This is a genomic window from Arthrobacter sp. CG_A4 (genome assembly GCF_035985125.1).
GTDB lineage: Bacteria > Actinomycetota > Actinomycetes > Actinomycetales > Micrococcaceae > Arthrobacter.
In genome coordinates, this window is the sequence record NZ_JAXCID010000006.1 from 63,667 (window position 1) to 90,585 (window position 26,919).

The 26,919-nt window shown below is 67.0% G+C and carries 20 protein-coding genes and 1 riboswitch; of the genes, 3 read left to right on the plus strand and 17 right to left on the minus strand.

The window, feature by feature from the left end:
* Positions 1-2 precede the first annotated feature (2 nt).
* The 9 genes from nadD to RCH07_RS04285 all read right to left on the minus strand — a co-directional run bounded on the left by nadD (position 3) and on the right by RCH07_RS04285 (position 11,403).
* Positions 3-647, minus strand: coding sequence for a nicotinate-nucleotide adenylyltransferase (nadD, locus tag RCH07_RS04245; RefSeq protein WP_326966227.1), 645 nt, complete (start codon positions 645-647; stop codon positions 3-5).
* A gap of 55 nt (positions 648-702) precedes the next feature.
* A complete protein-coding gene (locus tag RCH07_RS04250) occupies positions 703-942 on the minus strand; it encodes a hypothetical protein (protein WP_326966228.1) in 240 nt (79 codons plus the stop codon).
* An 80-nt stretch (positions 943-1,022) separates the two neighbouring features.
* Positions 1,023-2,378, minus strand: a complete 1,356-nt coding sequence (locus tag RCH07_RS04255; RefSeq protein WP_326966229.1) for a glutamate-5-semialdehyde dehydrogenase — start codon at positions 2,376-2,378, stop codon at positions 1,023-1,025.
* Positions 2,379-2,404: 26 nt separating this feature from the next.
* On the minus strand, positions 2,405-3,574 hold the full coding sequence (gene proB, locus RCH07_RS04260; protein ID WP_326966230.1) for a glutamate 5-kinase: 1,170 nt from the start codon (positions 3,572-3,574) through the stop codon (positions 2,405-2,407).
* Positions 3,564-5,153: a GTPase ObgE gene (gene obgE, locus RCH07_RS04265; protein WP_326966231.1), complete on the minus strand. Its 1,590-nt coding sequence runs from the start codon at positions 5,151-5,153 to the stop codon at positions 3,564-3,566. Before obgE ends, proB begins: the two co-directional genes overlap by 11 nt.
* A 118-nt stretch (positions 5,154-5,271) precedes the next feature.
* The gene (rpmA, locus tag RCH07_RS04270; RefSeq protein ID WP_069952019.1) at positions 5,272-5,535 is read right to left on the minus strand and encodes a 50S ribosomal protein L27; all 264 of its coding nucleotides are present in this window, start codon (positions 5,533-5,535) and stop codon (positions 5,272-5,274) included.
* A 62-nt stretch (positions 5,536-5,597) separates the two neighbouring features.
* Positions 5,598-5,906, minus strand: coding sequence for a 50S ribosomal protein L21 (gene rplU, locus RCH07_RS04275; RefSeq protein ID WP_326966278.1), 309 nt, complete (start codon positions 5,904-5,906; stop codon positions 5,598-5,600).
* 372 nt (positions 5,907-6,278) lie between these two features.
* Entirely contained in the window at positions 6,279-7,910 is a 1,632-nt protein-coding gene (locus RCH07_RS04280) for a bifunctional hydroxymethylpyrimidine kinase/phosphomethylpyrimidine kinase (RefSeq protein WP_326966232.1), read from the minus strand.
* Positions 7,893-7,990, minus strand: a riboswitch (TPP riboswitch). Its footprint overlaps the gene before it by 18 nt.
* Positions 7,991-8,142: 152 nt before the next feature.
* Positions 8,143-11,403, minus strand: coding sequence for an Rne/Rng family ribonuclease (locus tag RCH07_RS04285; protein ID WP_326966233.1), 3,261 nt, complete (start codon positions 11,401-11,403; stop codon positions 8,143-8,145).
* Positions 11,404-11,876: 473 nt separating this feature from the next.
* Between RCH07_RS04285 and RCH07_RS04290 the strand changes: the two genes are divergently transcribed.
* Complete coding sequence (locus RCH07_RS04290) at positions 11,877-12,548, plus strand: vitamin K epoxide reductase family protein (RefSeq protein ID WP_326966234.1); 672 nt, start codon at positions 11,877-11,879, stop codon at positions 12,546-12,548.
* A gap of 130 nt (positions 12,549-12,678) precedes the next feature.
* Here the strand turns inward: RCH07_RS04290 and ndk are convergent, their stop codons facing one another.
* The 4 genes from ndk to ileS are packed head-to-tail and all read right to left on the minus strand — an operon-like array spanning position 12,679 to position 18,390.
* Positions 12,679-13,098, minus strand: coding sequence for a nucleoside-diphosphate kinase (gene ndk, locus RCH07_RS04295; RefSeq protein ID WP_326966235.1), 420 nt, complete (start codon positions 13,096-13,098; stop codon positions 12,679-12,681).
* 57 nt (positions 13,099-13,155) lie between these two features.
* The gene (locus tag RCH07_RS04300) at positions 13,156-13,632 is read right to left on the minus strand and encodes a DUF4233 domain-containing protein (RefSeq protein ID WP_326966236.1); all 477 of its coding nucleotides are present in this window, start codon (positions 13,630-13,632) and stop codon (positions 13,156-13,158) included.
* Positions 13,633-13,635: 3 nt separating this feature from the next.
* Positions 13,636-14,994, minus strand: coding sequence for a bifunctional folylpolyglutamate synthase/dihydrofolate synthase (locus tag RCH07_RS04305; RefSeq protein ID WP_326966237.1), 1,359 nt, complete (start codon positions 14,992-14,994; stop codon positions 13,636-13,638).
* A gap of 3 nt (positions 14,995-14,997) precedes the next feature.
* On the minus strand, positions 14,998-18,390 hold the full coding sequence (gene ileS / locus RCH07_RS04310; RefSeq protein ID WP_326966238.1) for an isoleucine--tRNA ligase: 3,393 nt from the start codon (positions 18,388-18,390) through the stop codon (positions 14,998-15,000).
* Positions 18,391-18,779: 389 nt separating this feature from the next.
* On the opposite strand from ileS, the gene RCH07_RS04315 reads away from it, so the two are divergent.
* On the plus strand, positions 18,780-19,856 hold the full coding sequence (locus tag RCH07_RS04315) for an endonuclease/exonuclease/phosphatase family protein (protein ID WP_326966239.1): 1,077 nt from the start codon (positions 18,780-18,782) through the stop codon (positions 19,854-19,856).
* Positions 19,857-19,859: 3 nt separating this feature from the next.
* On the opposite strand, the gene RCH07_RS04320 is transcribed toward RCH07_RS04315, so the two are convergent.
* The gene (locus RCH07_RS04320) at positions 19,860-20,636 is read right to left on the minus strand and encodes an SDR family oxidoreductase (RefSeq protein WP_326966240.1); all 777 of its coding nucleotides are present in this window, start codon (positions 20,634-20,636) and stop codon (positions 19,860-19,862) included.
* Positions 20,637-20,669: 33 nt separating this feature from the next.
* Positions 20,670-21,029, minus strand: a complete 360-nt coding sequence (locus tag RCH07_RS04325; RefSeq protein ID WP_326966241.1) for a DUF488 domain-containing protein — start codon at positions 21,027-21,029, stop codon at positions 20,670-20,672.
* An 84-nt stretch (positions 21,030-21,113) separates the two neighbouring features.
* Here RCH07_RS04325 and valS point away from each other — a divergent pair, with 84 nt between their 5' ends.
* On the plus strand, positions 21,114-23,732 hold the full coding sequence (gene valS / locus RCH07_RS04330; protein ID WP_326966242.1) for a valine--tRNA ligase: 2,619 nt from the start codon (positions 21,114-21,116) through the stop codon (positions 23,730-23,732).
* 146 nt (positions 23,733-23,878) lie between these two features.
* On the opposite strand, the gene RCH07_RS04335 is transcribed toward valS, so the two are convergent.
* Entirely contained in the window at positions 23,879-24,832 is a 954-nt protein-coding gene (locus RCH07_RS04335) for an ABC transporter substrate-binding protein (RefSeq protein WP_326966243.1), read from the minus strand.
* 72 nt (positions 24,833-24,904) lie between these two features.
* A complete protein-coding gene (locus RCH07_RS04340; RefSeq protein WP_326966244.1) occupies positions 24,905-26,734 on the minus strand; it encodes a glycoside hydrolase family 15 protein in 1,830 nt (609 codons plus the stop codon).
* Positions 26,735-26,919: the final 185 nt, after the last annotated feature.

Genomic DNA, 26,919 nt, shown 5'->3' on the forward strand with positions numbered 1-26,919 from the left:
ACTCATTCAATGCTGGCGGGTTGGGCTGTCTCGGTGGCTCGGTCATATCGTGCGGCGCGGTGTCCGGCCCCGCGGTCGACGGTTGCTGGGTCGCCGTCGTACAGTCCGTACTTGGCGATGTACTGGACCACACCGTCCGGCACGAGGTACCAGACGGGATTCCCCGCCGCGACCCTGCTGCGGCAGTCCGTCGAGGAGATCGCCATGGCGGGAACTTCCAACAGGCTGACGTCCTTGCGACCCATCCCGTCCAGGACGTGGCCGGGGCGGGTGACGCCGACAAAGTGCGCCAGGGACCACAGCTCGTCGATGTCCTTCCAGGACAGAATCTGGCCCAGGGCATCGGCCCCGGTGATGAAGAACAAATCAGCGTCGGGCCGCTGCGTGCGCAGATCCCGCAGCGTGTCAATCGTGTACGTGGGGCCAGGCCGGTCAACGTCGACCCTGCTTACGGTGAAGCGCGGGTTCGAGGCCGTGGCGATCACAGTCATAAGGTAGCGGTGCTCGGCCTCGCTGACCTTCTTGCTCAGCTTCTGCCACGGCTGGCCCGTCGGTACAAACACCACTTCATCCAAGTCGAACTTGGCCGCGACCTCGCTGGCCGCGACAAGGTGGCCATGGTGGATCGGGTCGAAGGTGCCGCCCATCACACCAAGCCGCAGGCGGCGCTGGGCGCCGCGCTGCTTTGCTGTGGCGGAAATATTAGTGCCCGTGGCCGTTATCGTGCTTATTCGGGTGCTGGCGGTGCGGATCCGCGTGCTCCTCGACGGCCGCGTGCCGCTTGCCCAGATTGGAGTAGGACAGCGTGACGAACAACATGACGAGGAGGATTGCGAAGATCGATGCCCCGAAAACCCACGGCGGCGCCCAAATCGGTGCGAGTTCCTCCTGGCCGGCTTCGCCGACGACGGCAATGATGGTGGCGATCTGCTGCGACAGCATGTTCTCCCCTAGTGAGTTCAAAATTTAGCGACGGCGGATGTCCCCGCCGTTCCGGACTTCTGTTCCATGTTACAGCGTTGCTAGCCCCTGATCTGGCCCTCGCCCTGCACAATCCACTTGGTGGTGGTGAGCTCGGTCAGTCCCATCGGACCGCGCGCGTGCAGCTTCTGGGTGGAAATCCCCACCTCGGCGCCCAAGCCCAGCTCGCCGCCGTCGGTAAACCGGGTGGACGCGTTGACGATCACTGCGGCCGAATCGACCTCCGCGATAAAGCGTTCGGCGTTGGCGAGGTCGTTGGTCAGGATGGCCTCGGTGTGCCCGGTTGACCAGGTGCGGATGTGCTTGACGGCGTCGTCCAGGCTGTCCACCATGGCGACGGCGAGGTCCAGGTCCATGTACTCGGTGGCCCAGTCCTCTTCGGTGGCGGGGACGGATGCGACCGTCGCCGGCAGGGCCGCCCGGATCCTGTCATCGACGTGCAGGGTGACGCCGGCGGAGCGCAGGGCGGCGGCGACGGCGGGCAGCACGGTGGAATCCGAGTGGACAAGGAGGGTTTCCACGGTATTGCAGACGCTGGGCCGCTGGGTCTTGGCGTTGAGCAGGATATCCACGGCCATGTCTTCGTTGGCCGAGGAGTCCAGGAAGATGTGGACATTGCCTTCGCCGGTCTCAATCACCGGCACCTTGGCGTTGGTCACCACCGACTGGATCAGCTCGCGGCCGCCGCGGGGAATGAGCACGTCGACGCGGCCTCGGGCCCGCATGAGGGCGTTCGCGCCTTCGCGTCCGAACTGGTCCACGCTCTGCACGGCGTCGGCGGGCAGGCCTGCCGACTCCAGGGCCTCGCGGAGGACAGTGACCAGGGCCGAGTTCGTAGCGGCGGCGGCGCTCCCGCCGCGCAGGATCACTGCGTTGCCGCTCTTCAGGCCCAGCCCGGCAATGTCCACGGTGACGTTGGGACGCGCCTCGTAAATGGCGGCGACGACGCCCATGGGTACGTTGATCTGGCGCAGGCGCAGCCCGTTGGGGAGGGTCTGGCCGCGCACCACATTACCCACCGGATCGGGTAGGTTCGCGAGGTTTTCAAGCGCCGCGGCAAGCGCCCGGATGCGGTCGCTGGTGAGCGTGAGGCGGTCCAGCAGTGCCGCGGAGGTTCCGCTGGCCCGGCCCGCGGCAACATCCTGGGCGTTCGCCGCGAGGATCTGGCTCTGGTGCGCCAGCAGGGCGGCGGCGACGGCGCGCAGGCCGCGGTCCTTCCACGCCCGGTTGGCGCGCGCCATCCGGCGGGCGGCGTTGCGGGAACGGTCGGCAATCGCGTGGACGGCGGCCTCGACGTCGGCGGATGAAAGACGCTCCGTCTCCTGCCCGGGAACAAAGGCCGCCTGCGTGGCGTCGTCGGAAGTCTCAGCGGCTTGGGGAATCAGTGCCTCAGTCATCCTTCAAGTCTAGGCAGGTGCAGCGGCTAAACCAGAACCAGGTCGTCAACGTGGACAACCTCACGGTCAAATCCGCGTCCCAGCGACTCCCCGAGTTCCACCGTGGAACGGCCCAGCATCTGCGGCAACTCAGCCGCTGAATAGTTGACCAGACCGCGCGCAATGACCGTGCCGTCGGCGGCGACCATTTCCACGGCGTCGCCGGCCTCGAAACTGCCTTCAACCGCGGAGATCCCGGCCGGGAGCAGCGAGGTGTGGTGGTCACAGACAGCCGTCACCGCGCCGTCGTCGAGGATCAGCCGGCCCTGCACATGCGCGAGGTGCGCAAGCCACATCATCCGCACGGGCTTGCGGGCCCCGTTCACGGTGAACCACGTGCCAACGTCGTCGCCGGCCAGCGCTGCCGCCACATTGGCCGTCGACGTGACCATCGCGGGGATCCCGGAATCAGCCGCCATGATGGCCGCCTCGACCTTTGTCTGCATTCCGCCGGTTCCCACTCCGGCCTTGCCGGGCGCGCCAATGGTCACGCCCTCGAGGTCCTGCGGACCATCCACCCGGGGAATCCGCTTGGCGCCCTTCGCGGGAGGGCCGTCATAGAGCGAATCAACGTCGGAGAGCAGCAGCAGGGCATCGGCACGCACCAGGTGGGCAACGAGTGCCGACAGGCGGTCATTGTCGCCGAAGCGGATCTTGTGCGTGGCCACGGTGTCGTTTTCATTTACCACCGGCACCACGCCGAGGTTGAGCAGTCTGTTCAGGGCGCGGAAGGCGTTCGTGTGATGGCTGCGCCGCATGAGGTCATCGGCGGTGAGCAGCACCTGGCTTACAGTCACGCCGTGCGCACCGAACGCCTGGGTGTACCGCGCCATGAGGAGTCCCTGGCCCACGCTGGCCGCAGCCTGCTGGGTAGCCAGGTCCCGGGGACGTTTGGCCAGTCCCAGCGGTGCCAGGCCCGCCGCGATGGCCCCCGACGACACCAGGATGATTTCCATGCCCGCATTGCTCTTGGCCGCAAGGGCATCCGACAGCGCGATGAGCGCTTCTTCCGATATGCCGCCCTTGATGCTGGTCAACGACGACGAGCCGACCTTGACCACGATGCGGCGCGCTCTGGCAAGCACGCTCCTGCCGTTGCCTGGTTCCTCGATAATGGCTGCGGACCCCACACTCACGTCTGCGGGCTCACTCCGCATTTTCTTCGCCCAGTGCACTCTCCTTGAGCGGCTTGGCGACCCTGCGGCTGCTGACGGATTCGGTCCAGATGCCGGCTTTGCGCTCGGCTTCGAGCTCGGCGCGGGCGGCGGCTTTGGCCTCGCGGCGTTCCACCTGCTCGTCACGCTTCTGTCCGCGGGTGGGGCGGTCGCCGATGTCGGCGAAGCGCACGTCGGTGCCCCGCGGCGCGGCGAGCAGCTCGGCACCAGCCATCATGGTCGGCTCCCAGTCGAAGACGACGCCGTCATCCTCGCCGATCACGACCGTGTCGCCCGGCACGGCGCCCTGCTTGAAGAGTTCGTTTTCGACGCCGAGCTTGGCGAGGCGGTCGGCGAGATAGCCGATAGCTTCCTCGTTGGTGAAGTCGGTCTGCTTGACCCAGCGCACGGGCTTGTCGCCGATGACGCGGAACAGCGGTTCGAGGTTCTTTTCTTCGCGGCGGATCTTGAAGCCTGATTCGTTGACCGCCCGGGGCTTGAGCACGGGGGCGTGGACCTTCGGCGGGGCGGCGGCGAGGGCGTCGCGGGCGGCCTGGACGATCTCGCCCATGGCGAAGCCGAGCTGGCGCAGGCCTTCATGGCTCGTGGCTGAGATCTCGAAGACCTTGTAGCCGCGGGATTCGAGTTCCGGGCGGACGAATCCGGCCATGTCCTTGCCGTCCGGCAGGTCCACCTTGTTCAGGGCGATGAGGCGGGGGCGGTGGTTCAGCGGCACCACCTCGCCGTCGGCTCCGCTGTAGCTCATGTCCACCGCGTACTTCTCGAGCTCGGCTTCGATGATGGCCAGGTCCGAGAGCGGGTCGCGGTCCGACTCGAGCGTGCCGCAGTCCAGCACGTGCACCAGGGCGGCGCAGCGTTCGACGTGGCGCAGGAAGTAGTGGCCGAGGCCCTTGCCTTCGCTGGCACCCTCGATCAGTCCCGGGACGTCGGCGATGGTGAAGCGCATCTCGCCGGCCTGGACGACGCCGAGGTTCGGGATCAGGGTGGTGAAGGGGTAGTCGGCGATCTTGGGCCGCGCCGCCGACATGGCGGCGATGAGGCTGGATTTGCCGGCGGACGGGAAGCCGACGAGGGCGATATCCGCGATGGACTTCAGTTCCAGGACGACGTCGCTGGACTCGCCTTCGATGCCGAGCAGGGCGAAGCCGGGGGCCCGGCGCTTCTGGGACGAGAGCGAGGCGTTGCCGAGCCCGCCGATGCCGCCGGCGGCCGCAATGTATTCGGCGCCTTCGCCCACGAGGTCCGCGAGGACAGCGCCGTCCTTCGACTTCACCACGGTACCCTCAGGCACCGGAAGGATCAGGGTTTCGCCGTTTTTGCCGCCGCGCCAGTCACCCATGCCGGGGCCGCCGTTGGTGGCGTGCCGGTGGGGCGCGTGGTGGTAGTCAAGCAGGGTGGTGGTCTGGGGATCAACACGCAGGATGACGTCGCCGCCGTTACCGCCGTTGCCGCCGTCGGGACCGCCGAGCGGCTTGAACTTCTCGCGGTGGACGGAGACACAACCATGGCCGCCGGTACCGCCGGATACGTGCAGTACTACCCGGTCTACAAAGCTCGCCACGTGGATCTCCTCAGTGCTGTTCCTTAGGCCCCCGAAGCGGCCCAAGATGATTGTAATGCGGTTAAAACACCGGTGGAGCGGACCTATTGGCCCGCCCCACCGATTTTATTGCTTGTTGTTACTCTGCAGCTGCAGCAGCCACGATGTTCACAACGCGGCGACCACGGCGGGTGCCGAACTCGACGGCGCCGGGGGCCAGTGCGAATAGGGTGTCGTCCCCGCCGCGGCCTACGCCGGCGCCCGGGTGGAAGTGGGTGCCACGCTGGCGGACGATGATCTCGCCTGCGGAAACTACCTGGCCGCCGAAGCGCTTGACGCCGAGGTACTGGGCGTTGGAGTCACGACCGTTGCGAGTGGAACTCGCGCCTTTTTTATGTGCCATTTGAAAATGCCTGCCTTAAAAATTCTGGGGAATCTGCTGAAAACCTGAACAGTAACGGGTAGTTACTTGATACCGGTGATCTTGACCTTGGTCAATTCCTGACGGTGACCCTGGCGCTTCTTGTAGCCGGTCTTGTTCTTGAACTTCTGGATGACGATCTTCGGACCACGAAGGTCTTCGAGGATCTCAGCCGTAACCGTTACCTTGGCCAGGTCCGCGGCAGCGGACGTCACCTTGTCGCCGTCCACCAGGAGCAGTGCGGGCAGCGCAAAGGTGCTGCCGGCTCCACCGGGGACGCGGTTCAGGGTAACGAAGTCTCCAACGGAAACCTTCTCTTGGCGGCCGCCTGCGCGGACAATCGCGTACACCACTGGGGAACTCACTTCTCTCGACGTTTATTACTAGATTTGCGTGCGGAACCTGGGTCCAAGTTACTTGGTCCGGCTCACGCTGTGCCTCTACGCCGGTGGGTTCCCCGGGGGAACCCATGAGCTATCCCGTGGACAATACGGAAACGGATTGTCCTCAAGGTCATAACCCAAGTGTTGGCGTAAGCACCGAAGATTCAGACTACGCTAATTTTGCCTTCGGTCGCAAATGAGGCTGGTTCCGGCGGGTAGTTCGTGATAGGCGCCACTTGGCGGTGACCAATTGATACTGACCAATTGGTAGTGACCGAGTGGTGCCGCCGCGACTTCCGGTACCGTGCCCGACTATCGTACAGGCCGGGCCCGTAGACCGGGTCAGGCGTACAGCCGCGGCGCGTCGAAGAACTCCACTTCGTAGCCGGCTGACTGACGGAAGGCCAGCGCCATGGCCTCCCGCTCATGCCCCGAGGCCAGCCGGGCCGCCGCATCCGTGTAAGCGATCGCCTGCCGGGTCGCGGCGGCAAATTCCTCATTGGCGTAGGCCCGCAGCCACACGGCGTAGGGGTGCGCTTCCGGCGCCCCGGCGGCCAGGAACTGTCCGTGCAGGGTTTCCCCCACCTCGGCGTAGAGCCAGAAGCACGGCAGGACGGCGGCCACCAGCACTCCGTAGCTGCCGGAGACGGAGGCGGCCAGCAGATGGTCCACATAGGACTTGGTGACCGGCCCCAGCCGCAGGTCTGCCGTGCGGGTGCTGAGCCAGTTCCGGTGCAACCCGGACTCGACCTCAAGGCAGTTCTGCGCGGAGCGCGCCCAAAAGAGTTGTTCGGCTTCGGTGGGCGCGATGGCCGCCGCCCGGGCCAGCACGCGGGAATAGCCGTTGAGGTATCGGGCGTCCTGCGCCAAGTAGTAGGCGAAGTCCTTCTCCGGCAGCGTGCCGTCGGCCAGCGCCTTGATGAACTCCAGCCCGTAGATCGCCTCCAGGTCCGCGGCGGCGCTGTTACGGAGGCCGGCGGCGAACTCGCCCTCCGCCGGCGCGTGGTGCTGCGGGCCGGCATGGTGCTGGGTCAGATGCTGCACATGGTGGAAATGGTGGACCGGGCCGTTCCCGCTTCCGACGCCGAGACGCTCCGAATCGCGCAGCGCACCCGCCAGCCACGGTTTGACCTCGCGGAGCGCCGCCTCCCAGTCCCCCACACGGACCTGCACGGTGGCGATCGCCGAGGACAGCGAGCAGCCCGTGCCGTGGCTGTTGCGGGTGGGCACCCTCTCCCCCTGCACCACCACGACGTCCTGGCGCAGCAATCCGCCGGTGTTGACGAGCGCATCGGGGCAGCCGCCATCGGCACCGTCTCCCCCCGGGCCGGTCCCGCCGTCCAGGTGGCCTCCCTTCACAAGGACCGTGGTGCCGGCCAGTGCGGCGAGCCGCTTGCCCTGAGCCAGGGCCTCGTCCCAGTCCGCGGCGACGGGTTCCCTGAGCAGGATCGCCAGCTCCGCGAGGTTGGGCGTGATCAGGTCCGCGTAGGGGAGCAGCGCGTGCAGGGCCGCCCCGGATGACTCCGGCAGCAGACGGTCACCGCTTGTTGCCACCATCACCGGGTCCAGGACCACGACGCCGGGCCTCGCCTTTTCGAGCCAGCCGTGGACGGCGTCGATCACGTCGGTGTCCCCCAGCATGCCGATCTTGACGGCGTCGATACTGATATCCGCGCTGATCGCGTCCAGCTGGGCGGTCAGGAACGCCGCCGGCGGGACGTGGACCGCACTGACGCCCCGGGTGTTCTGGGCGGTCAGGGCCGTGATCGCCGCCATGCCGTAGCCGCCGTGCGCCGCAATGCTCTTCAGATCGGCCTGGATGCCTGCCCCGCCGGAGGGGTCCGAGCCGGCGATGGCGAGCACGCGCGGGATCCTGGGCTCGGCGGTGCGCTGGGCGTGCGGCAGAAGTGCGGCCGCAAAAGTCGATACTTCTAAAGTGGGGACTGCAAAGGCGGATGAAGCCAAGAGAGACATCCCTTCGCCGGTGCTAACCGGACAGGTTCAACGGGTCTGGATCTCAGCCGGCTCGATACGCGGCACCCCGTGTCAGTGCTTCAGCCTAGCCGTACCGCCCAACGAAGTCGCGTTAACGAAGTCGCGGGTGCTGCCCGAACCCTGCGCATCGCTACGCCGGGTCCGGACCGCACCCGCGGTCCTGCTGCTCTACTGAAGTGCTGCCGTGCTGGGCTGCTGCCGTGTTGGGCTGTTACAGCTCCGACGCCGGTACGCCGACGCCGAGGATGATCGGCTGGTTCGCGGCCGGCTTCACTGCTGCCGGTGCGGCGGCCGGAGCCTTGGCCTCGTGCACTCCACCTGCTGCTGGCTGCGTGGCTGTCCGTCGGTGCTCCGTGGCCTCACGGTGTTCAACGGACGTCGCGTTGGCTGCACCCTGGGCGCGGCTGGCGCTCCGGTTGCGGCGGCCGCGGCGTGCTCGGGACGTGCCGGCCTCTGTCTCGGCCTCAGTCTTGGAACCCGGCCCCTGGGCACGTCCCGGTCCGGTGCCGCCGGCACGGGCCGGAGCCGCCGCAGCTGCTCGGCCTGTGGCCGGCGTGCTGTCCTCGGTTTCGCCCAGCTGGGCGAAGGCTTCGGTCAGCAGGTCCAGGGTCAGGGCCGTTGCCGGGGACTCGTCCGCGTGCTCGACGAACGGCAGGGCGACTTGCTCGCCACCGAAGGTCAGCACGGCAGCGGGCCGTCCGGCAGCTTCCTCCGTGGCGGCGAACTGCGCGACGGCGTCGACGGCGGCCCGACGCGCCTCGGCGTCGGCCTGGCGGGTTCCGGCGTCGGCGTCGCCGTCGTGCAGGTGGGAGGCGTGCGCCGCTGCGGCAATATTCGCCAGGGCGGCGCGGGTTGTTTCGGCCTTGGCGTGGCGCTCGGCCTCGGTGGGCTCGGCATGGACTGGTGCCTGGGCGGACTGGTCCTCGGTGCCCTGGCCGCCCCGGCCGCGGCGGCGGCCCTTGCGCTCGGTCCGTGCCGCGGGCTGGCTCTCGGCCCGCGGGACGTAGTGCTCGGCGGCAACCGTGTTGGCCCGGCGGTGCTCCACCGGCTCGTCGTGGGTGACAATGCCGCGGCCATCGCAGGTTTCGCACTGTTCGCCGAAGACTTCCAGCAGCCCGGTGCCCATCCGCTTGCGCGTCATCTGCACGAGGCCCAGCGAGGTCACCTCCGCCACCTGGTGCTTGGTCCGGTCACGGCCCAGGCACTCCACCATGCGGCGCAGCACGAGATCGCGGTTGGACTCGAGCACCATGTCGATGAAGTCGATGACGATGATGCCGCCGATGTCGCGGAGCCGGAGCTGCCGGATGACTTCCTCTGCTGCTTCCAGGTTGTTCTTGGTGACGGTTTCCTCCAGGTTGCCGCCGCTGCCGGTGAACTTGCCGGTGTTGACGTCCACCACGGTCATGGCTTCGGTGCGATCGATCACGAGAGACCCGCCGGAGGGCAGGAAGACCTTGCGGTCCAGTGCCTTGTGGATCTGCTCGTCGATGCGCCAGGCCGCGAAGATATCCGTGTCCTTGGTCCACTTCTCGAGCCGGCCCACGAGGTCCGGAGCCACGTACGTGACGTAGGCCTCGATGGTGTCCCAGGCTTCCTCGCCGGAGACGATCAGCTTGGAGAAGTCCTCATTGAAGACGTCCCGGACCACCTTGATGGTCAGGTCGGGTTCGCCGTAGAGCAGTTCAGGGGCGAGCATCTTGGACGACGTCGACTGGCTCTCGATCCCTTCCCACTGCGCACGGAGGCGGTTGATGTCGTGCGTGAGCTCTTCCTCGGACGCACCCTCGGCCGCGGTGCGGACAATGACGCCCGCATCCTCCGGCAGGCGGTCCTTGAGGATCCGTTTGAGGCGGTTGCGTTCGACGTCGGGCAGCTTGCGGGAGATGCCGGTCATGGAACCGCCGGGCACGTACACGAGGTAGCGGCCGGGCAATGAGATCTGGCTCGTGAGCCGGGCGCCCTTGTGGCCCACCGGATCCTTGGTGACCTGGACCAGGACGGAGTCGCCGGACTTCAGCGCATTCTCGATCCGGCGCTGCTTGCCTGCGAGGTTGACGGATTCCCAGTTCACCTCACCGGCGTAGAGCACGGCGTTGCGGCCGCGTCCGATGTCAACGAAAGCGGCTTCCATGGAGGGCAGCACGTTCTGGACCCTGCCCAGGTAGACGTTGCCGATCAGGGAGTCCTGCTGGGTTTTGGAGACGAAGTGCTCGGCCAGGACACCGTCTTCCAGGACGCCGATCTGGATTCTGTCGTCGCGCTGGCGGACGATCATCTGGCGGTCCACGGACTCGCGGCGGGCCAGGAACTCCGCCTCGGTGATGACGGTGCGGCGTCGGCCGGTATCGCGGGATTCGCGGCGGCGCTGCTTCTTGGCCTCGAGGCGGGTGGAGCCCTTGAGTGAGGTGACCCGGTTGTTGACCGGAGCCTCGCTGGCCGCGCGGGGCGCACGGACACGGGTCACCGTGTTGGGCGGATCGTCATCCTCCCCGCCGGTCAGTTCCAGGTCCTGGTCACCGCGGCGACGGCGGCGGCGGCGGCGGGACGTCACGCCGTCGGCCAGCGTCTCCTCGGAACCGTCTTCGGCTTCCCCGGTGGCACCGTCGCCTTCGCCTTCCCCGTCGGTCTCGGTCTCGGTCTCAGTCCCGGTCTCGGCGGTGCGACTGCGGCCACGACGGCCACGGCTGCGGCGACGGCGGCGGCCGTCGCCATCTTCGCCTTCCTCGCCTTCTTCGTCTTCGGCTTCCTCCGCGGCGGCCGGTGCCGGACGGACGGCGGCGGTCAGGTCCGGGGCCTGGAAGATCATCGAGGTGACGGCACCGGGCTCCAGGAAGAGCGAGGAGGCTGCCGACGGCGATTCGGCCGGCGCAGCTTCTGCCTCCTCGGCGTCGGGGGCTGCTGTTGCAGGGGTGGCTGTTGCAGGGGTGGCTGTTGCGGTGGCGGCTGGGTCTGCTGTTACGGGGGCGGCGGCGGCTACCTCGGTTGCGGGGACGGGGGCTGGGGCGGCAGCTGCGACTTCCTCGGCTGCGGGGATGGCTGCCTTGGCGCGGCTGGCGCGGCGTCGCACGGGCTTCTTCTCTGCCGGACCTGCGACGACAGCCTCGGCTGCGGCTACAGGTTCTGCGGCTACCGGTTCTGCTGCGGTCTCTTCGGCGAAGGCAGGGAGGGGCTCGGCCGGCGCGGCGGCCTTGCGGGCACGGGTGCGGCGGACAGGTGGCTTCTTGGCCTCAGGCGCAGGGGCGTCCCCGGCGCGAGCCTTGACCGGTGCCTCCGCGGCCGGTTCTTCCGCGGCGGGTTCTTCCGCGGCCGGTTCTTCCGCGGCGGGTCCGTCAGCGGCGGGCTCGGCAGAGGCTGCCTTGGGGAGTGCCTTGCGGCGGGTCCTGACGGGCCGCTTGGGTGGTGTGGCTTCTGCATTTTCTGCAGCAACTGCCAGTTCTTCGTTTCCGGCTACAACCTGGTCATTATCCATATGTGGCGACACTCCTGCCCCTGACGTGCCGCCACATCCGGCACCCGTTAGGGCAATTATTGTCAACACCCGCAGGCATTGACAGAAGTCAATTGAATACCCTCAGGTTCGCACCGGCAGTGGGGTGCGGCAGCCCTGGCGGGCCGGCGGAATTGTTCTGAAACCCGTTGATCTACACACCACAACCAGGTGCCGACCAATGGCATTGCGGGATAGCCAGGATCAGAGGATCCGTAGCTCCCTGCTCATCATTGGCAGTCTTGGGAACAAAGTCGCCGGACCGGAATCCGGATGTGGATCGGGTTCCAGCCATGCTTATTGTCTCACAGGAGCCGTCAAAGGAGGCGTAAGCGGGGTGTCAAGCCCGCGGCGGACGGCGGGACATGAGCCGCCGCAGGAGGTTCCCCGGCAAGGTTCAGGCTGCGGCGATACAATCAGGGCCAGAAGCACCCGACGCAAAGGACCCTTATTCCATGCCCAGCATCTCCAGTGCCCCCGGCGACGCGACCGTCCAACGGCGGTCCCCCGGTTCAGCCGTCGCAGACCGGCCCCTCCCTCCGATGACCCGAGACCGCCCTTTTGCATGGCTCCTGCTGATCACCGGCGTCGTCGGTTGGCTGGCCTCCGGAACCCTGGTGCTGGAGAAGCTTGAGGTCCTCAAGGATCCCAACCACGTAACCGTCTGCGACGTAAACCCGTGGATCTCCTGCGGCCAGGTGATGCAGACCTGGCAGGGTTCGCTCTTTGGCTTCCCCAATATGTTTATCGGCATCGTGGCGTTCGCCGTCGTCATAACCACAGGCATGGCCATGCTGGCCGGCGCCACGTTTGCCCGCTGGTACTGGCTGGGCCTGCAGGCCGGCGTGACGCTCGGCTTCGCCTTCGTGATCTGGCTCTGGTCCCAGGCGCTGTACTCCATCCACATCCTGTGCCCGTTCTGCATGATCGTCTGGGCGGCGATGATTCCGTTGTTCGTCTGGGTGACCGTCCGAAACGTGTCGCACGGCGTGATCCGGCTGCCGGCCGGGCCCACCAGGGTCCTGGCCGACTCCGGCTGGATCATCACGGCGCTGATCTACGTCGCCGTGATCGCCTCGATCTTTTTCGCCTTCATCCAGGTCTTCATCGGGACCTCCGGCTACTGAGGAGACGGACCCCCGGATAACCGCCCCGAGGTGAGAGTTAAGGCCGATGTTCACGTTGAACATGGGCCTTAACTCTCACCTCGGCGGGGAGCGCGGCCCGGGAGCGTGTCCCGGGGCCGTGTCCGGGAACCTAGGCCTGGAACCAGATCTTGATCTCACGCTCGGCGGACTCCACTGAGTCAGAGCCGTGGACCAGGTTCTGCTGAACCTTCACCCCCCAGTCGCGGCCGAAGTCGCCGCGGATGGTGCCGGGGGCCGCCGTCGTCGGGTCCGTGGTGCCGGCGAGCGAGCGGAAGCCCTCGATCACACGGTGTCCCTCGAAGATCGCAGCCACGACGGGTCCGCTCAGCATGAACTCAACGAGCGGCTCGTAGAACGGCTTGCCGAGGTGCTCCGCGTAGTGCTGCTCCAGCAGTTCCCGGCTTGCATCGACCTTCTTGAGTTCGGCCAGGGTGTACCCCTTGGCCTCGATCCGGGCGATGATGCTGCCGGTCAGGTTCCGGGCGACGCCGTCGGGCTTGATCAGGACGAGGGTGCGCTCAATGCTCACAGTTGCTCCAATGATGTGGGGTGGTGGTGGCGTGGAATTAGTCTACGGGTCTATGGGTCAGCGGGCCTGGGCTCCGGAGCCGGGCTCCGGTTCCGGACCGGGGCCCGCCGGGTGGGCCGTGTCCCAGGCGGCCTGCTCGCGTTCGCGCTGCGCGGCCTCGCGGTCGATCCGGATTCCGGTGCGGATGCCGTACCACCAGGCCACCGCGAAGAGACCGCCCACCAGGAACATCGCCGGTTCCAGGATGCCGGTGAGGATCAGCACCAACTGCAGGATCCAGCCGAGGCCCACCCCCCAGGGCCTGGAGACAACGGCGCAGGTCAGGACGTACACGAGGCACAGCGTGAACCCGACCCCGAAGATCAGGACCGGCGGGAATTCGTCCCGCCGCAGCCCGAAGACCGTGAGGGTGCCGAAGAGCACCACAAAGGCTTCCAGCAGCAGGACCGTCGAGGCAAACATGGCCTTCGTGGAGCGGCGCTTCTTGGGCATGCCCGGGCGCCAGTCGCGCTGGGCTTTGGTGAGTTTCGCCATGGCTTAGGCGTCCGTCTTGCCGAGCAGGATCCGGGCGTCCGCCACCAGGGTGATGGAACCGGTGACGAGCACGCCGCCGGCGAGGTCATCGTTGGCTTCGGCACGTTCCACAGCCCACTCGAGTGCGTCGTCGAGCTTCGCCGTGACGTGGACGTTGTCCTCGCCGAAGCCAAGGTCCAGGGCGAGTTCCGCGAGGTCCTCGGCCGGAACGGCACGGGGCGAGTTGGACTGGGTGAAGCAGTACTCGGCCGCGAGGTCGCCGAGGGATTCCTTGAGCTGGCGGAGGATTTCCTCGGCGTCCTTTTCGCGCAGGACACCCACCACCACCACGAGTTTACTGAAGCCGAACGCCTCGTGGATGGCCTCGGCCGAGACACGGATGCCCTCGGGGTTGTGGGCGGCGTCCACAATAATGGTCGGCGCGGTGCGCACCACCTCGAGACGGCCCGGGGAGGTGACCGAGGCGAAAGCCTCCTGCAGGACGTCGGCGTCGAGCGCCTTCTCCCCGCCGAAGAACGCCTCCAGCGCGGCAATCGCGACGGCGGCGTTCTCCGCCTGGTGTGCGCCGTGCAGGGGGACCAGCAGATCGTCGTAGCGGCCGGCGATGCCCTGGATATTCACCATCTGGCCGCCGACGGCGACGGTCCGGGATTCGACGCCGAACTCCACGCCTTCGAAGCGGAACGGGACCTGGGTTTCCTTGGCCTTCTCCAGCAGCACCTGGGCCGCGTCCCGGGGCTGCACGGCGCTGACCAGGAAGCCGCCGGGCTTGATGATGCCCGCCTTTTCGTGGGCGATGTCCTCGGTGGTGTCACCGAGGAGTTCCGTGTGGTCCAGCGAAATCGGGGTGACCACAAAGACCTGCCCGTCGCCGACGTTGGTGGCGTCGGTAATGCCGCCCAGGCCCACCTCGATGACGGCCACGTTGACGGGCTGGTCAGCGAAGATGGCGAAGCCCAGGATGGTCAGGCACTCGAAGTACGTCAGCCGGGGCTGGCCCTCCGCTTCGAGTTCGCCGTCCACGATGGCCAGGTACGGGCGGATCTCGTCCCAGATCCGGACAAAGGTCTCATCCGAGACCGGCTCGCCGTCGATGCTGATCCGCTCGGTGACCCTGGAAAGGTGCGGGCTGGTGTACCGCCCGGTGCTCAGGCCGTGGGCGCGCAGCCCGGCCTCGATCATGCGGGCCGTGGACGTCTTGCCGTTGGTGCCCGTGATGTGGATGATCGGGAAGGCCTTGTTCGGCTCCCCCAGGATGTCCATCGCCCGGTGCAGCGGGGCAAGCCGCGGCTCCATTCTGTTTTCCGGCGCCCGGCCCAGCAGCTCGGCGTAGACGCTTTCCACGGAAAATTCGTCGGTCATGGCTCAGGCCTCTACTTTTTCGACGATGATTTGCAGCTCGGTGCCGTCCCCGGAGGAACTGAGACCGAGTTCGACGGTCAGGGTTTCGGCGACCACGAGGTGTTCGTGTGCTTTCACGGCGTCGACAATATCCTGCGCCGCCGTGATGGACGTGCGGATCCGGTCGCTGACGTTGAGCCCGGCGTCCTTGCGGGCCTGCTGGATGGCACGGACCATGTCCCGGGCGGCGCCCTCGGCCTCAAGCTCAGGGGTGACCTCGGTGTTGAGCACCACGAAGCCGCCGCCCGGCAGCACCGCCGCCGCCCTTGTGGCAGGACCAGATCCTGGGCCGTCCGCGGCCTCCGCCACAACGGTTTCCAGCGTGTACTCCTGCGGCTCAAGCGCCAGGCCGCCCGCTACAACGACACCGTCGATTGTTTGCACGGACCAGTCGCCGGATTTGGCGCCCTTAATGGCCTGCTGCACGTTCTTGCCCAGGCGCGGCCCGGCGGCGCGGGCGTTGACCACAAGCTTCTGTTCGATGCCGAACTCCGCCGGGGAGGCGCTCCCGGCGTCGAGCAGGCGGACCGAGCGCAGGTTCAGTTCATCGGCGACGACGGCGGCGAAGCCTTCCAGCGCATCCGCGCCGGGCGCCACGACGGTGAGCTCCTGCAGCGGCAGGCGGACCCGGAGGTTGGCGGCCTTGCGCAGCGAGGAGCCGGTGGAGCAGATCTGCTGGACCCGGTCCATCGCCTCGACGAGGCCGGCGTTGGCGGGGAACAGGTCCGCGTCCGGCCAGTCGGCCAGGTGCACGGAGCGCCCGCCGGTGAGTCCGCGCCAGATTTCCTCGGTCACGAGGGGAAGCAGTGAGGCGGAGACCCGGCACACGGTCTCCAGCGCAGTGTAGAGCGCGTCGAAGGCGTCAACATTCTCGTCGAAGAAGCGCTGGCGGCTGCGCCGGACGTACCAGTTGGTGAGCATGTCCAGGTAGCTGCGGAGTTCGTCGCAGGCACCGGAGATGTCGTAGCTGTCAAGCTGGACGGTCATGTTGCGGACCAGCTCCCCGGTGTTGGCCATGAGGTACGCATCCAGGGTGTCGGCGTAGCCGTCGTAGCGCAGCTTCGCGTCATACCCCTTCGCTTGTCCACCGGCTGCGCCGGAAGCGTTGGTGTAGAGCGTGAAGAAGCTGTACACGTTCCACAGCGGCAGGATGACCTGCCGGACGCCGTCGCGGATGCCCTGCTCGGTGACCACGAGGTTGCCGCCGCGCAGGATGGGGCTGGACATCAGGAACCAGCGCATCGCATCGGAGCCGTCGCGGTCCAGGACTTCGGAGACGTCCGGGTAGTTGTGCAGGCTCTTGGACATCTTCTGCCCGTCCGAACCCAGCACGATGCCGTGGCTGATGACGTTCCGGAAGGCCGGCCGGTCGAACAGCGCGGTGGAGAGGATGTGCAGCATGTAGAACCAGCCGCGGGTCTGGCCGATGTACTCCACGATGAAGTCCGCGGGGTTGTGGGTGTCGAACCATTCCTCGTTCTGGAACGGGTAGTGCACCTGGCCATAGGGCATGGAGCCGGAGTCAAACCAGACGTCCAGGACATCCTCGACGCGGCGCATCACGGACTGGCCCTCCGCCACGGTACGGGGGTCGTCCGGGTTGGGGCGCGTGAGTTCATCGATGAAGGGCCGGTGCAGGTCAACCTGGCCGGCCTTGTTCAGCGGCAGGCGGCCGAAGTCGGCGTCGATCTCGGCGAGGGAGCCGTACACGTCGGTGCGCGGGTAGTCCGGGTCGGTGGACTGCCAGACCGGGATGGGGCTGCCCCAGTAGCGGTTGCGGCTGATGGACCAGTCGCGGGCGTTGGCGAGCCACTTGCCGAACTGGCCGTCCTTGACGTTGCCCGGGATCCAGTTGATCTCCTGGTTCAGTTCGGACATGCGGTCCTTGATCTTGGTGACCTCGACGTACCAGGAGGACACGGCGCGGTAGATCAGCGGGTTGCGGCAGCGCCAGCAGTGCGGGTAGCTGTGTTCATAGCTTGCCTGGCGGACCAGGCGGCCTTGCGCACGGAGCACCTGGGTGATGGGCTTGTTGGCGTCGAAGACCTGCAGTCCGGCGATTTCGGCGAGGTCGCCGTGGCCGAACAGCGGCAGGAACTTCGCTCCCTCGTCCACCGAGAGGACCACCGGGATGCCGGCCTCTTCACAGACCTTCTGGTCGTCTTCACCGTAGGCGGGAGCCTGGTGGACGATGCCGGTACCGTCCGTGGTGGTGACGTAGTCCGCGACGAGGAAGCGCCAGGCATTTTCGGTGCCGTATTTCTCGGCGTCGTCGAAGTAGTCCCAGAGCGGATGGTACGCCAGGCCCTCAAGCTCGGCGCCGGTGTGGCTGGAGGTCACGGCGGCGTGGGCGGCGGCGGCACCTTCGGCGCCGTCGCCGTAGCCGAGGTCCTTGGCGTAGGCGCCCAGCAGCTCCGCGGCCAGCAGGAAGCTGCCCCTGACGGGAGCCTCCGCGGCGGCGGCCTTGATGCCGTGCGGGCCTGCCGGCAGGACAACGTAGTTGATGGCGGGCCCGACGGCGAGCGCCAGGTTGGTGGGCAGCGTCCACGGCGTGGTGGTCCAGGCGAGCGCCTGCACACCGGCGAGCTGCCTGGACAGCTCCGTCTCCCCCGCCGTGATGGGGAACGTGACCGTGACGGTCTGGTCCTGGCGGTTCTTGTAGACGTCGTCATCCATGCGCAGTTCATGGTTGGACAGCGGCGTCTCGTCCTTCCAGCAGTACGGCAGCACACGGTAGCCGTTGTAGGTGAGGCCCTTCTCGTGCAACTGCTTGAAGGCCCAGAGCACCGACTCCATGTACTCGACGTTGAGCGTCTTGTAGTCGTTCTCGAAGTCGACCCAGCGCGCCTGGCGGGTGACGTAGCTCTTCCACTCGTCGGCGTATTTCATCACCGAGGCGCGGCAGGCGTCGTTGAACTTGTCGATGCCCATCGCTTCGATCTGGGTCTTGTCCGTCATGCCCAGCTGCTTCATGGCTTCGAGCTCGGCGGGCAGGCCGTGGGTGTCCCAGCCGAAGCGTCGCTCGACCCGGCGGCCGCGCTGGGTCTGGTAACGGCCCACAAGGTCCTTGGCGTAGCCGGTCAGGAGGTGTCCGTAGTGCGGCAGGCCGTTGGCGAAGGGGGGACCGTCGTAGAAGACGAATTCGTTGCTGCCCGGTTTTCCGCCGGGAAGGTCAGAGCCGCGCTGGTCGATGCTGGCCTGGAAGGTACCGTCCTCATCCCAATACTTGAGGATGCGCTCTTCGATCTCCGGGAACTTCACGGAGGCCGGCACACCAGAGGTGGTGGAAGCGGAGGCGGTAGAAGCAGAGGCGCCTGCGCCGGCGGGTGCGGCGGAGGCCTTCGGGTAATACGTCATCTCGACATCCTGGGTTGAGCTAGTGAACAAAAGGGGTTCATTCAGGATGCGAGGACGGCCCCTGCGCTGTCTTTCGACAGCACCGGCACCGTGGTACCACCTCACTTACCGGCGCCGGACCCGCCCCTGGTCAAAGGAAAACCCCCTGGTCAAAGGAAGAGCATCGGCGACGGCCGCTCATTACTGCTATAACGGGCTTACCCGTCCGGTTCTACTTGCCCTGCCGCGCTGTGAGTGGCGGTAGGGCTTTCTTCCGGAAAGCTCACCGGTGATGGCCGGGTCAGTGCTTTTGAGCCGGTTCTACCCGGTTCACGTCAATTCTACCCTCTTCCCCGAAGGCCCCGCCGCTTCCCATGGCCAGCCCAAGGTTTACCGCTGATACTGAACTGATGACCGCCACCCCAGCTGAGGGACAAGCTGCGTTGCCGCCCCGGAGCGCCGGCGTTACGCGCGCAGCGCTGCTGAGCCTCCTGGCCGTTGTGCTCGCCCTTCCGGGGGGTGTGCTCACAGCCGCCCGGGTGGGCCCGTGGGAACTGGGGTCGCCGTGGGTCCAGCTGCTCTCGGGCTATCCCCTGACGTTGGTCTCGACGTTCGCCGCGGTGCTTGCGGCGGTACTGATAGGCCGGCGCCGTCGTGTCCGTCTGGTGGCCTTGGCCGGCGTGGTCCTGTTGCTTGCCGCCCAGCTCTCGATGGTTGCTCCCCGGCTGCTCTCCGACGGCTGGAACCCGCTGGCGGCGAACCGGGCCGGACCGCCGGGTCAAGGCCAGGCGGGCGGGGAACAGGGCAGGTGGTTGACGGTCATGGCCCTGAACGTCGGCGGCGCGACGCTGGACGCCGCCGCGGTGCTCAAAGCGGTGAACGCACACGGCGTCGAGATCCTGGCCCTTCCGGAGCTCAGCCCGGTGACGCTGCAGCGCCTCGAGGACGCGGGCATCGCCAGGCTGCTTCCTTACCGGGCATTGGATGTTGACGGGGCGAACACCGGGAGCGGGATTTTCTCGGTCTTCGCGCTGACAAAGCAGAAACGCGTCCCCGGCAGCGGGTCCTTCCAAAGCAGGGCCGTGGCCGCCGTGCCCGGTATACGTCCGGGGATTCGCTTGACGGCGGTCCATGTGGAGTCACCGCGGCCGGGTCAGGTGTCCGGCTGGCGCAAGGACCTCAAAGAACTCTCGAGGCTGCAGCGGGCGGCGCCGGACGGCACGCCCGCTGTGCTGCTGGGCGATTTCAATGCAAGCCTGGACCACCGGGGGCTCCGGAGCCTGCTGACCACCGGACTCAGCGACGCCGCCGCGGCCACCGGCCGGGGCCTCTGGCCGACCTGGCCGGCGAACTCCTCCGCTTTCCCGTTCGTGCAGATCGACCACGTTCTGGTCAGCAGGGAACTGACGGTGGAGTCCTTCACCACTGTCTCCATCCCGGGCACGGACCATCTGGCCGTGGTGTCCCGGCTGTCATACCGCGGCTGAGGCCTAGCCCTTGCGGATCAGCTTATGGTTGGCTGCCTGCGCCACCGGGCGGATTACGATCTGGTCCAGGTTGACGTGATGCGGAAGGATGACGGCGTAGCGGACGACGTCGGCAACGTCGTCCGCGGTCAGCGGCTTCTCGACCCCGGCGTACACCTTCGCTGCCGCTTCTGGATTCCCGCCGAGCCGGTTCAGCGCGAACTCCTCGGTCTGCACCAGGCCGGGGGCCACCTCGATCACCCGGAGGTTGTGCTCGGCCTCCTCAAGGCGCAGCGCACCGGTGAGGGCATGCTGGGCGAACTTCGCCGCGTTGTAACCGCCGCCGCCCTCGTAGGCGGACAGCCCCGCCGTCGAGGTGAGGTTCAGGACGGTTCCCTCGCCGCCGGCCCGGAGCATCGGCAGGAAGGCCCGGGTGAGCTTCAAGGTGCCCAGCACGTTGACCTCGAACATCCATTCCCAGTCCTCGGTTTTTGCCTCGGCCACCTTGTCCGCGCCGCGGGCGCCGCCGGCGATGTTGATGAGGGTGTCGATCCCGCCGGCGCGGGTCACCTCGTCGACAACCCGCGCGATATCGGCATCGTCGGTCACATCGGCCGGAAGGGCGACGGCGCCGGTTTCAGCCGCGAGCGCCGCCAGCCGGTCCGCACGGCGGGCGACAGCGTAGACCGTCCAGCCCTCGGACCGGAGGGCACGCACGGTCGCCTCGCCGATTCCGGTGCTGGCACCGGTGACAACTGCTGCTTTGGCTACTGCTGCCGTGTTACGGATTCCCTCAGTCATGGCACCACCCTAACCGCTATGCCGGCGGTTGAATCAACGCGCCAAAAACTCCTGCAGCACCCGGGCATGGTTGGTCTCCGGATCCCTGGCACCGAAGAGCAGCGTCACCTTCCCGTGTTCGGCCGCGAGGTCCAGCAGCGTCTGAACGGCGGGATTGTCTTCCAATTCCGCTGCGTAGGCGACGCTGAAGTCAGCGAACCGTTCCTTCCGATGCGCGAATTCCTGGCGCAGCGGCGGCGACGGCGCCACCTCCTTGAGCCACAGCGCCAGCTGCGCGCGTTCCTTGCTGACCCCGCGCGGCCAGAGCCGGTCCACCAGGACCCTGCAGCCGTCGTCGTCCGCGGGGGCGTCATAGACGCGCTTGATCGCAAAACTGGCGGCAGATTTGTCCATATTGGCATGCTACGGCAGCCCCCATGATCCCTTTCAGTAGCGGAGGTGAGGGAGTGTGAGGGAATTTAGTGGAAGAATTGCCGGATGGCTGAAGACACTCAGGGTACAGACACGCCCATCACTGCCCCCATCAATGTTCCGGACAAGCCCGCCCTGGAGGGGCTGGAAGACGCCCTCACCCGGCGCTGGCTCGACGAAGGAACTTACAAGTTCAACCCGGACACCACCCGGGAGCAGGTCTACTCGATCGACACTCCCCCGCCCACCGCGTCGGGATCCCTGCACGTAGGTCACATGTTTTCCTACACGCAGACCGACGTTATGGCGCGCTACCAGCGCATGACCGGAAAGAACGTCTTCTACCCGATGGGCTGGGACGACAACGGCCTGCCCACCGAACGCCGCGTGCAGAACTATTACGGTGTGCGCTGCGATCCCACCACCGCTTACGACGCCGGCTACCGCCCGCCCGCCGAGCCCGCCAAGAACCAGCGCGACTTCGACGTCGTCTCGCGCCGGAACTTTATCGAACTCTGCGAGGAACTCGCCGTCGAAGACGAAAAAGTCTTCGAAAACCTTTTCCAGACCCTCGGCCTCTCCGTGGACTGGGATCTGACCTACCGCACCATCGATGACAAGTCCCGGGCCATCTCGCAGCGCGCCTTCCTGGCGAATCTCGCCGCTGGCGACGCCTACATGGCAGAAGCGCCCACCCTCTGGGACGTCACCTTCCGCACCGCGGTGGCCCAGGCCGAGCTGGAAGACCGCGAAGTTGCCGGCGCCTACTACCGCTACCCCTTCTTCACCGCCGAGGGCGAGAAAATCTACATCGAGACCACGCGCCCGGAACTGCTGGCCGCCTGCGCCGCGCTCGTGGCGAATCCCGACGACGAACGGTACCAGCCGCTGTTCGGCAAGAAAGTCACCTCTCCCCTGTTCGGCGTCGAGGTGGAGGTCATGGCCCACCCGCTTGCCAAGGCGGACAAGGGCTCCGGCATCGCGATGGTCTGCACCTTCGGCGACCTCACCGACGTCACCTGGTGGCGCGAACTCCAGCTGCCCACCCGCGCGATCGTGGGCCGCGACGGCCGCATCCTCGGTGAGACCCCGGACTGGATCACCGGCGAGGAAGGCCGCGCCAACTTCGCCGCGATCGCCGGCAAGACGGTCTTTAGCGCCAAGGAAGCCGTGGTGGAGCTCCTCACCGGCGCCGGGCTGCTCGAGGGCGAGCCGAAGAAGATCATGCACCCGGTGAACTTCTTCGAAAAGGGCGACAAGCCTCTCGAGGTGGTGACCAGCCGGCAGTGGTATATCCGCAACGGCGGCCGCGACGCCGACCGCCGCGAGCGGCTCATTGCCCGCGGTCAAGAGATCCAGTTCCACCCGGCCTTTATGCGCTCACGCTACGAGAACTGGATCTCCGGCCTGAACGGCGACTGGCTGGTCTCCCGCCAGCGCTTCTTCGGCGTGCCGGTGCCGGTCTGGTACCCGCTCGACGCCGACGGGAATCCCGAATACGACGCCCCGATTGTTCCGTCCGACGCGCAGCTGCCCGTTGACCCGGCCGCAGACGCTGCCCCCGGCTACGAGGAAGCCCGGCGCGACGTGCCGGGCGGCTTCACCGGCGACGCCGACGTCCTGGACACCTGGGCCACGTCCTCGCTGACGCCGCAGATCGTGGGCGGCTGGAGCACCGACGAGGCGCTCTTCGCCAAGGTCTACCCCTTCGACGTGCGCCCGCAGGGACACGACATCATCCGGACCTGGCTGTTCTCCTCCGCCGTGCGCGCCGATGCCCTGCAGGACGCCGCCCCGTGGAAGCACGCCGCCATCTCCGGCTGGATCCTGGACCCGGACCGCAAGAAGATGTCCAAGTCCAAGGGCAACGTCATTGTCCCCACGGATGTCCTCGAGGAGTACGGCTCCGATGCCGTGCGGTACTGGGCGGCCTCGGCCAAGCTCGGCGCGGACACGGCCTATGAGATCGCGCAGATGAAGATCGGCCGCCGCCTGGCCATCAAACTGCTCAACGCCTCAAAGTTCGTGCTGAACCTCGGTGCCACCGAAAACTCGGTGGTGTCTTCGAACCTTTCATTGTTGATTAACCCCCTGGACCAGGCCGTGCTGGCGCAGCTCGCCGATGTTGTCCAGCAGGCCACGAAGGCATTCGAGAACTACGACTATGCCCGGGCCCTGCAGATCACGGAAAGCTTCTTCTGGCACTTCACGGACGACTACGTGGAGCTGATCAAGGACCGCGCCTACGGTGCCGCCGGCGAAGCCCAGCAGGCCTCCGTGCTGGCCGCGCTGGCCACGAGCCTGGATACGCTGCTGCGCCTGTTCGCCCCTTTCCTGCCTTTCGCTACCGAAGAAGTCTGGAGCTGGTGGCGTACCGGTTCGGTGCACCGCGCCGCCTGGCCCGCCGCCGTGGAGATGGCCGGCGACACCACTCTGCTGGCCACCGTGGGGGCGGCGCTGAGCGGCCTCCGCAAGGCCAAGTCCGAGGCCAAGGTCAAGCAGCGCACGGAGGTCCTGTCCGCGACTATCACGGCCTCCGAATCCCTCACCACACAGCTCAAGGCCGGACTCACCGACCTGAAGTCGGCGGCCAACGCGCGCGAGCTGACGCTGGTGGCCGGAGAGGGCGAACTGACAGTCAGCGACGTCGTTCTGGTGCCGCCTGAGGAACCCGCACAGGCGTAGCCCGCCGCCCCGACGAGGCGGCACAGCCACGACGAGGCGGCACAGCCACGACGAGGCGGCACAGCGGCGAAAAAGGGCCCTCCGTCCGGCTTTGGCCAGGCGGAGGGCCCTTCAACGGGCAGCGGCCGCAGCGTGCGGCCTGCGTGTTACTTGCTGAAACCCTTCTCCTTGAGCCACGCCGCAGCAGCGTCCTTGGAGCTCATCTTCTTGTCACCGGACACGTCCTCGTTAAGGCGCAACAAATCATCCGTGGTGAGGACTGCGGAGACTTTGTTGAGCACCTCGGCGGCTTTGCCATCAAGCCGGTCCTTGCGGACGAGGGGAAGGACCTGCTGCGCGGCGAAGTTGCTCTTCGGGTCCTCGAGGACCACCAGCTGGTTCTTCGAGATCAGCGGAGACGTTGTGAAAACATCCGCGGCCTGGATCCGGTCGTCCAACAACGCCTTGATGGTTACGGGCCCGCCTCCATCGCTGAACGGGACGAATTCCTTGGGCACACAGCCATAGGCAGCCTTGAGTCCGGGAAGACCCTGCGGCCGCTCCTTGGCTTCGGCCGGCATACCCAGGGCTATCTGGTCGCAAATCCTGCCGAGGTCCGCCAGCGTCTTCAGCCCGAACTTCTCCGCCGTCGCTTTGGTGACCACGATCGAGTCCTTATCCTCGGCTTTGGCCGGTTCGAGTATCGACAGATCGGCCGGGAGCTTTCCGGGGAGCGCCTTCATAACGTCCTCGGCGCTGGAGGCGGTAGCCGTCTTGTCCACGTAACGCAGCAGATTTCCGCTGTAGTCGGGGACGATGTCGACGGAACCATCCTGCACCGCCCGGACGTACACCTCGCGCGAGCCGATGTTCGGTTTGGTGGATGCCGCTATGCCGGCGGCGTTCAGCGCCCCTGCGTACACCTCAGCCAGGGTCTGACTCTCCGGGAAGCTGGCTGAACCAATGACCAGCGGGGTTCCCGGGCTTGCCGAGCCGGCCGGCGGCGCTGACTTCCCGCTGTCCAGTGGACTCCCGCTGCCGCAGGCTGCCAGCGCCAGCGTCAGCAGGGCTCCCGCCGCTACGGCGGCCGTACGTGTCAGATGACGTTTCATGGTTTTCATTCCTTGATCTCCGGGGATACCGCGGTCCGGATAGATCCGTTGATCAAGGATCCAGCCAGCCGCTGGAAACCATCATGCCCCATAGCCGGCCCGATCCTCGGCCTGGCGGATGGCCCAGGCGGCGTTGACGAGGCCGATGTGGCTGAATGCCTGCGGGAAATTGCCCAGCAGTTCGCTACTGTTCGGTGCGACTTCCTCGGACATCAGGCCCAGGTCTGTGGCGAATCCGGCAGCCCGTTCGAAGACCGCCCGGGCGTGTTCGGTGCGCCCGGCGAGGGCCAGGGCGTGGGCCAGCCAGAACGTGCAAAGCAGGAAACTGCCCTCCTCCCCCGGAAACCCGTCCTCGACCCGGTACCGGTAGACCAGGCCGCGCGGATCGGTGAGGCGTTGCTCGATGGCTTCGATCGTGGCGAGGAGGCGAGGGTCATCGGCCGGGAGGAATCCCACGATGGCGAGCATAAGCGCCGACGCGTCGAGGTCCTCGGAGCCGTAGGCCTGCGTGTACGCTTTCGCGGTGTCGCTCCAGCCCTCGGTGCGGATTGACGCCGCGATCTGCTCCCGCGCGTCCTCCCAGCGCTGAATCCTTTCGGGTGTCTGGAGGAGCTCTGCCAGGGTGATGGCCCGGTCGACGGCGACCCAGCACATGAGCTTGGAGTGCAGGTAGTGGCGCGGCTCCCCGCGGACCTCCCAGATGCCGTGGTCGGCGGAGCGCCAGCGTGAGGCCGCGGCATCAGCGGCGTCGGCGAGGAACCGCCGCGTCTCCGGTGCGAGCTCGGCGAGGTACTCCGGCAGCGTGGCGGCGGCGTCGAGCAGTTCACCGTAGACATCGAGCTGGCGCTGGTCCCACGCACCGTTTCCCACCCGGACCGGGGAACTGGAACGCCAGCCCGGCAGGTGCGGAAGTTCTCGTTCGGGTAACTCGCGTTCCCCGCCGGCGCCGAACATGATCTGCAGCTCTTCGCCGCTGGCCAGCTGCCGTGCGGCTGCCGTTGCCAGGAACTGGAAGAACTTCCCGGCCTCGTCCGGGCAGGCGGCCACCCAGAGTGCCTGCAGCGTCATGCTCGCGTCCCGGATCCAGGTGTACCGGTAATCCCAGTTGCGCGTTCCTCCGGCCACCTCCGGCAGCGACGTCGTCGGGGCGGCCACAATGGCCCCGGTGGGAAAGTAGCTGAGGGCCTGCAGAACGCGCCCGCTGCCGGCGATGAGTTCCTGCCATGGACCCCGGTAGTTCTGGTGCAGCCTGGACCAGCTGCTCCAGCACTGCACCGTGTCCGCGAGCCGCCGTGCGATCTCCGGCTGGCTCCAGAAGGCGGGGTCCGCGCTGCCCCTGGTTTGGTATTGGAGGGCGAAGCCACATTTTTCTCCGGCGCCGAGCACCAGGCGGGACTGCGCGGTACCTCCGCTGTACTCGAAGGTCACCGCAGCGGACAGCGCCAGGAGAACGGCGTTTCCGGTGGTGACCAGGATGCCGCCGTCCGCCGCGCGAAACTCCGGCTTGGTGAGGCCGTAGTCCGGGCGGGGACTGAAGACGACGTCGATCTCGACGGTTCCTGCGGTGCAGGACACCTGACGGAGGAGGGTCCCGGGCGATTCCGCCCCGAGGTCATGGCCCCTCGTGCCGTCGCCGAGGACCAAGGCATCCGTGACGGTAATGCTGCCTTCCCCGGTCGTGTGGGTGGTCTCCAGCACCATGGTCGGGTCCAGGTAGCGCCTTCTGGTGGAGTATTCGCCGGCTGGGCGGATCGACCAGAACCCCGCATCCGGGCCCAGCAGGCGTCCGAACACGGAGGGGCTGTCAAAGCGCGGGAAGCACAGCCAGTCCACGGAACCGGCAGCGCTGACGAGTGCCGCGGAGGAGCAGTCGGACAGCAGGGCATAGTCCGCAATGGGTTCACTGCTCATGGGCATACCCTGACCGGTGCGGCCGACCGATGTGGCCTGCTGTGTAGGGCTGGCTGTTCTGGGCTGGCTGTTCTGGGCTGGCCCAGGTAGGGCCGGCCTTATCATTGGGCAAAGGGGAAGCCCCATCAGCGTTTTGCCGTTGGTGGGGCTTCGACTTTCGACTGTCCCGTGACGTCTCAGACAAT

Excerpts from the sequence above, each read along its gene's own strand:
- nadD (WP_326966227.1), bottom strand. The coding sequence starts at position 647 with ATGGGCGGCACCTTCGACCCGATCCACCATGGCCACCTTGTCGCGGCC.
- RCH07_RS04250 (WP_326966228.1), bottom strand. The coding sequence starts at position 942 with ATGCTGTCGCAGCAGATCGCCACCATCATTGCCGTCGTCGGCGAAGCC.
- RCH07_RS04255 (WP_326966229.1), bottom strand. The coding sequence starts at position 2,378 with ATGACTGAGGCACTGATTCCCCAAGCCGCTGAGACTTCCGACGACGCC.
- proB (WP_326966230.1), bottom strand. The coding sequence starts at position 3,574 with ATGCGGAGTGAGCCCGCAGACGTGAGTGTGGGGTCCGCAGCCATTATC.
- rpmA (WP_069952019.1), bottom strand. The coding sequence starts at position 5,535 with ATGGCACATAAAAAAGGCGCGAGTTCCACTCGCAACGGTCGTGACTCC.
- RCH07_RS04280 (WP_326966232.1), bottom strand. The coding sequence starts at position 7,910 with ATGTCTCTCTTGGCTTCATCCGCCTTTGCAGTCCCCACTTTAGAAGTA.
- RCH07_RS04285 (WP_326966233.1), bottom strand. The coding sequence starts at position 11,403 with ATGGATAATGACCAGGTTGTAGCCGGAAACGAAGAACTGGCAGTTGCT.
- RCH07_RS04290 (WP_326966234.1), top strand. The coding sequence starts at position 11,877 with ATGCCCAGCATCTCCAGTGCCCCCGGCGACGCGACCGTCCAACGGCGG.
- RCH07_RS04300 (WP_326966236.1), bottom strand. The coding sequence starts at position 13,632 with ATGGCGAAACTCACCAAAGCCCAGCGCGACTGGCGCCCGGGCATGCCC.
- RCH07_RS04305 (WP_326966237.1), bottom strand. The coding sequence starts at position 14,994 with ATGACCGACGAATTTTCCGTGGAAAGCGTCTACGCCGAGCTGCTGGGC.
- ileS (WP_326966238.1), bottom strand. The coding sequence starts at position 18,390 with ATGACGTATTACCCGAAGGCCTCCGCCGCACCCGCCGGCGCAGGCGCC.
- RCH07_RS04315 (WP_326966239.1), top strand. The coding sequence starts at position 18,780 with ATGACCGCCACCCCAGCTGAGGGACAAGCTGCGTTGCCGCCCCGGAGC.
- RCH07_RS04320 (WP_326966240.1), bottom strand. The coding sequence starts at position 20,636 with ATGACTGAGGGAATCCGTAACACGGCAGCAGTAGCCAAAGCAGCAGTT.
- RCH07_RS04325 (WP_326966241.1), bottom strand. The coding sequence starts at position 21,029 with ATGGACAAATCTGCCGCCAGTTTTGCGATCAAGCGCGTCTATGACGCC.
- valS (WP_326966242.1), top strand. The coding sequence starts at position 21,114 with ATGGCTGAAGACACTCAGGGTACAGACACGCCCATCACTGCCCCCATC.
- RCH07_RS04335 (WP_326966243.1), bottom strand. The coding sequence starts at position 24,832 with ATGAAAACCATGAAACGTCATCTGACACGTACGGCCGCCGTAGCGGCG.
- RCH07_RS04340 (WP_326966244.1), bottom strand. The coding sequence starts at position 26,734 with ATGAGCAGTGAACCCATTGCGGACTATGCCCTGCTGTCCGACTGCTCC.